We start from the raw sequence: 5494 nt of genomic DNA, 5'->3' as shown, positions 1-5494 counted from the left end.
AAGCTGAGCTTTAGTCCCACCCACCCCTTCAAGTCTAAACATACAAGCGGGCTTGCTCGCGAATGCGGTGGATCAGTCAACAACTGTGCTGAATGATGAACCGCATTCGCGAGCAAGCCCGCTCCCACATTGGATTTGTGGTGATCATGATTGCGGGGTTTGGCGAGGGACTGCGATCGCTCCCGGCAGGTTTAGTTTGCCAGTGTCAGTGAAACGCATCGTGCCAAACAATCCGCCAGCCAGTTTGCCGCGCAGCACGTACGGCAAGTCATTCAGCGATTGCGTCTGGCTCAGGCCGAGGGTCTGGCGCAGCACCGAAAACGCCGAAACGCTGACCGGCACCGTCAGCACGGTTTCAGAGAAGCGCGCAATCGATCCCGACTGATCGCTCACCCCTGAAGCCAGCGGCTGTCCATTAACCTCCAGGTCCAGCGCCACGCCGTTGTAGTCGATGGGGCTTTCATTGGGGTTCTGCACGCGGATTTTCACCGCAAAACGAATTTCCATACCCTGGCTTTGCAGCGGTTCGATGCCGACCACATTGATGTTCAACGGGTCGCGATTCGGGAACAGGGCGCAGGCGCTCAACGACAGTAAAAGCAGAGAAAGCAGGACGGCGTGGACGCTGCGCATGAAAAGACTCTCGAAAAGAAACGGGCTGAACCGCTCAAGACTCAGCCCTTGAGCCTTACGGGCGGTTCAACTGTGCGACAGTCTCAGCCGTTGCGGGTTCAGCCTTGACCGGCACATCGGGGTTTTCCATGACCTGCAGGATCGAGGCTTCCGGATCGAAATCATCTTCTTCCAGCGCAATGAACTCCTCGGGCAGGAAGATGTTCAGCACGATAGCGCACAACGCCCCGACGGTAATCGGCGATTCGAAAATGTTGTGCAGCGCCAACGGCAACTCGCGCAACACCTCAGGCACCGCCGCTACTCCCAGACCCAGGCCGAGGGAAATCGCCACGATCAGCATGTTGCGTCGATGCAGGCCGGCTTCGGCGAGGATCTTGATCCCGGCCACCGCGACGGTGCCGAACATCACCAGTTCGGCGCCGCCGAGCACCGGTTTTGGCATCAGTTGCAGCACCGCGCCGATCATCGGGAACAACCCCAGCAGCACCAGCAAACCGGCGATGAAGAATGCCACGTAACGACTGGCCACGCCGGTCAACTGGATCACGCCGTTGTTCTGCGCAAACGTGACCATCGGCATGCTGTTGAACACGGCCGCCATGGCGGAGTTGAGGCCGTCGGCCAACAGACCGGATTTGATCCGGCGAATGTAGATCGGGCCTTTGACCGGTTGCCGGGAAATCATCGAGTTGGCGGTCAGGTCGCCAGCCGCTTCCAGCGGCGACACGAGGAAAATCACCGCGATCGGCACAAACGCGACCCAGTCGAAGTTGAACCCATACTTGAACGGCACCGGCACGCTCATCAGCGGCACATCGGGCAGGCTGGCGAAATTGACGTCGCCCATCAGCCAGGCCACGACGTAGCCGAGGGTCAGGCCGATGACGATGGCACCCAGGCGCAGAAACGGCACATCGACCCGGTTCAGCAGCACAATCGTGCCGAGCACCAGGGCTGCGAGCGCCAAATGACTGGCCGCACCGAGATCCGCCGCACCGAAGCCGCCGGCGATGTCGGTCATGGCAACTTTGATCAGCGACAAGCCCATCAACGTGATGATCGTGCCGGTGACCACCGGGGTGATCAGCATCCGCAGTTTGCCAATGAACTGGCTCAACGCGACTTCAATGAACGCCGCAAAAAAGCACACGCCAAAGATTGTCGAGAGAATTTCATCGGTGCCGCCACCCCGTGCCTTGACCATGAACCCGGCACTGAGAATCACACTGATGAACGAAAAACTGGTGCCTTGCAGACACAGCAAGCCAGAGCCGACCGGACCAAAACGCCGGGCCTGAACAAAGGTGCCCAGGCCGGAAACGAACAACGCCATGCTGATCAGGTACGGTATTTCGCTTTGCAGGCCGAGGGCGCCGCCCATGATCAGGGTCGGGGTGATGATGCCGACAAAACTCGCCAGTACATGCTGCAGCGCGGCGAAGACGGTAGCGGTCAGGTGCGGGCGGTCGTTGAGGCCGTAAATCAGGTCGTTGTTGCGCAAAACGGGGGCTTTTTCAGAGGCGGTCATGGTGGGTTGCGTGCCAAACGGCGGGCCGGGTCAGAAAATGGAGGCGCAGGATGCCAGCAGAGGGCACCGAGGGCAAACGATACACACGGAACCTGTGGCGAGGGAGCAAGCTCCCTCGCCACAAAATCGGTACATATTCAGGCGAACGCCGCGAGCAGGTCTTCTTCAAACGCCTTCTGCGCATCCCCCGGCACTTGAGCGCGATGCCGTGCCAGATGAAACGCTACCTCAAAACTCATATCGCCCTGACGTACGGCGCGCAGCAACCCCTTGTCTTCCCAGCTGCGGGCAAAGTGGTTGGGCAAATAACCGACATGCTTGCCGGACAGAATGAAGGCGAGGGTGCCTTCGACCTGTTCTGAGCGTGCCGAACATAATTTGCCCTGGAACGGCTCGTCACTGCGCAGGAAGCGGTAAGGGTGATCGACCCGGTCGCAGGCTTGCAGCGCTTCGTCGTTCGGCGCGTCATCGGTGAACAATGGGTGACCGGGGGCGCAATACAGGTGCTGGGTTTCGGTGAACAGCTCTCGATAGTCGAACGCGCTTTGCACCTGGGAGAAATAGCCGATGGCCAGGTCCAGCCGTTGCTGCAGCAGCAAGCGTTCCATTTCGCCAGGCATGGCGCTGATCAGTTCGATGCGCACCGACTCATCCCGCTCGCGAAAGCGCCGGATCGCGTCCGCCACCTGTTGCAGCACCGATTGATCAAGGGCTTCGGACAGCCCAAGGCGCACTTCGCCAATCAATCTGCCCGCCACACCGTTGGATTGATGTCGAAACGCTTCGATGGACTCAAACAGTCCGCGCGTCGCGGTCAATAGTTGCTCGCCCTTGGGCGTGATCTTGAATCCACCCTTGCCGCGACTGCACAGGCGATAGCCGAGGCGGGTTTCCAGCTTGGCCATTTGCTGGCTGATGCTCGATTGGCTCAGGCCCAGCTCACCTTGGGCCGCGCTGAAGCCGCCGCACTCGACCACGCGGACAAACAGGCGCAGCAGTTGCAGGTCGAGGTCGTGAAGTTGCCCGAGCATCAAACATTACTCCGCCATAAAGTCAGGTTAATAAACTTGATATTTCGCCAATGTAACCGAGCGCGCAACCTGCAACCACTTCCTCTGGTCAGGTGTTCGTCATGGCTCCCATGTTCAAGTTGTGTTTCCCCGCGTTGTGCCTCGCCATGGCGGTGTCGGCTCAGGCGCAGGAAAAGACCGTCAACCTTTACAGTTGGGCCGATTACGTGGCGCCCGAAACCTTGCAGGCGTTCGAAAAGGAAACCGGGATTCACGTGCGCTACGACACGTTCGATTCTTCGGAAGTGCTGGAAACCAAACTGCTGACCGGCGGCAGCGGGTATGACGTGGTGGTGCCGTCGTCCAGCGTGCTCGCCCGTGGTCTGGCGGCGGGTGCGCTGAAGGAAATTTCCCACGAGGGACTCAAGGGTTACGCCAATCTTGACCCGGACCTGCTGGAAAAACTGGCCGCCGTCGATCCCGGTAATCGCTATGGCGTGCCGTATACCTGGGGCACGCTGGGGTTGGGGATGAACGTCGAAGCGGTGCAGAAACGGCTGCCGAATGTGCCGCTCAACAGCCTCGACCTGCTGTTCAAACCGGAATACGCCAGCAAGCTGAAAGACTGCGGCATCGCGATTCTCGATTCGCCGCAGGAAGTCATTGGCCTGGCGCTGCACTATCTGGGTAAAGATCCCTACAGCACCGACAAGGCTGATCTGACTGCCGCCGAGGCGTTGTTGCATCAGTTGCAGCCCAATGTGCTGTACGTCGCCACTGGCCGACAGATCAGCGATTTGGCCAATGGCAGCGTGTGCCTGGCGCTGACCTACAACGGTGACGCGAGCATGGCCGCAGATCAGGCCCGCAAGGCCAACAAACCGTTTGAGGTGGCGTACCGGATTCCCAAGGAAGGCACGCTGGTCTGGCAAGACAATCTGGCGATCCCCAAGGACGCGCCGCACCCCGAAGAAGCCCGGGCCTTTATCGAGTTCATGTTGCGCCCCGAATCCGTCGCCGCGCTGACCAACACGCTGTTTTTCGCCACGGCCAACCAGGCGGCAACCCCGCTGGTGGATGAAGCCGTGCGCACCGACCCGGACATCTTTCCACTGCCCGACATGCGTGCACGTCTGTACGCCGACCAAAGCATGAGTCTCAAGGACCTGCGGTCGCGCACGCGCCTGTGGACCACCTTCCGTAGCCGCCAATAATTAAAAAGGAGATCACCATGGACGTCCCGATGCAAAACGATCAGGCCATGACCCGCGACAGCCTCTACGGAACTGCCGCCGAAAGCACCTACGCCGGCATCACCAGTTTCATGCGCCGTCGCTACAGCCGCGACTTGCGTGGGATCGACGTCGCGGTCAGCGGTGTGCCGTTCGACACCGCCACCAGCAACCGTCCCGGCGCACGTTTCGGACCACGGGGGATTCGCGCCGCATCCACCGGAATTGCCTGGGAACGCCACTGGCCGTGGACGTTTGATCCGTTCGATCATTTGGCGGTCATCGATTACGGCGATTGCGACTTCGATTACGGTTCGCCGCACACGATTCCGGAAAGCATCGAAGCCCACGCCGAGCACATCCTGAACAGCGGCAGCGCGATGCTGACCTTCGGCGGCGATCACTTTATTACTTACCCGCTGCTCAAGGCCCATGCGCGTAAACATGGCGCGTTGTCGCTGATCCATTTCGACGCCCACAGCGACACCTGGCCGGACGAAGAGGGCAAGCGTGTCGACCACGGCACCATGTTCTGGCACGCGGCGAAGGAGGGGCTGGTGGATCCGTCGCGTTCGGTGCAGATCGGTTTGCGCACCACCAATGATGATCACCAGGGGTTCCAGGTGCTGGATGCGCGGCAGGTCCATCGCCAGGGTTGCGAGGCGATTGTCGAGGCGATCAGGGCGAGGGTAGGGGATAACCCGGTGTACCTGACGTTCGATATCGATTGCCTCGATCCGGCTTTTGCACCCGGCACCGGGACACCGGTTTGCGGGGGCTTGAGTACCGTGCAGGCGCTGGAGATTCTGGGCGGGTTACGCGGGATCAATCTGGTGGGCATGGACGTGGTGGAAGTCGCTCCGGCCTATGACCACGCGGACATCACCTCACTGGCGGCGGCGACATTGGCGATGGAAATGCTGTGTCTCTATGCCGCGCGCCATAAGGTCGACCGGTAAAACACCCATCCAATGTGGGAGCGGGCTTGCTCGCGAAGGCGGCGTGTCAGCCGGTACAAATGCAGACTGATACACCGCCTTCGCGAGCAAGCCCGCTTGTATGTTTAGACTTGAAGGGGTGGGTGGGAC

General features: G+C 60.2%; 5 protein-coding genes. 2 read left to right on the top strand and 3 right to left on the bottom strand.

What is annotated here, in order from left to right:
* Positions 1-144: 144 nt before the first annotated feature.
* From BK660_RS29685 to BK660_RS29675, 3 genes are all read right to left on the bottom strand, one after another.
* A complete protein-coding gene (locus BK660_RS29685) occupies positions 145-633 on the bottom strand; it encodes an LEA/WHy family protein (RefSeq protein ID WP_123436369.1) in 489 nt (162 codons plus the stop codon).
* A gap of 55 nt (positions 634-688) precedes the next feature.
* Positions 689-2164, bottom strand: a complete 1476-nt coding sequence (locus BK660_RS29680) for a nucleobase:cation symporter-2 family protein (RefSeq protein WP_123436368.1) — start codon at positions 2162-2164, stop codon at positions 689-691.
* Positions 2165-2301: 137 nt separating this feature from the next.
* Positions 2302-3195 carry a LysR family transcriptional regulator gene (locus BK660_RS29675; protein ID WP_123436367.1) on the bottom strand — a complete coding sequence of 298 codons (894 nt, stop codon included), beginning with the start codon at positions 3193-3195 and terminating at the stop codon, positions 2302-2304.
* 101 nt (positions 3196-3296) lie between these two features.
* Here BK660_RS29675 and BK660_RS29670 point away from each other — a divergent pair, with 101 nt between their 5' ends.
* Entirely contained in the window at positions 3297-4388 is a 1092-nt protein-coding gene (locus tag BK660_RS29670) for a polyamine ABC transporter substrate-binding protein (protein WP_123436366.1), read from the top strand.
* A gap of 17 nt (positions 4389-4405) precedes the next feature.
* Positions 4406-5365 carry an agmatinase gene (speB, locus tag BK660_RS29665; protein WP_123436365.1) on the top strand — a complete coding sequence of 320 codons (960 nt, stop codon included), beginning with the start codon at positions 4406-4408 and terminating at the stop codon, positions 5363-5365.
* The last annotated feature ends 129 nt before the right edge of the window (positions 5366-5494 follow it).

Origin of the sequence: Pseudomonas brassicacearum (genome assembly GCF_003732265.1) — a bacterium.
In the GTDB taxonomy this organism is placed as follows: Bacteria; Pseudomonadota; Gammaproteobacteria; order Pseudomonadales; family Pseudomonadaceae; genus Aquipseudomonas; species Aquipseudomonas brassicacearum_D.
The sequence above is the reverse complement of the archived record's forward strand: the minus strand, read 5'-3'. Positions and strand labels throughout refer to the sequence as shown.

Bases quoted from the DNA above. Each gene is read 5' to 3' on its own strand.
- speB (WP_123436365.1), top strand. From the start codon at position 4,406: ATGGACGTCCCGATGCAAAACGATCAGGCCATGACCCGCGACAGCCTC.
- BK660_RS29670 (WP_123436366.1), top strand. From the start codon at position 3,297: ATGGCTCCCATGTTCAAGTTGTGTTTCCCCGCGTTGTGCCTCGCCATG.
- BK660_RS29680 (WP_123436368.1), bottom strand. From the start codon at position 2,164: ATGACCGCCTCTGAAAAAGCCCCCGTTTTGCGCAACAACGACCTGATT.
- BK660_RS29685 (WP_123436369.1), bottom strand. From the start codon at position 633: ATGCGCAGCGTCCACGCCGTCCTGCTTTCTCTGCTTTTACTGTCGTTG.
- BK660_RS29675 (WP_123436367.1), bottom strand. From the start codon at position 3,195: ATGCTCGGGCAACTTCACGACCTCGACCTGCAACTGCTGCGCCTGTTT.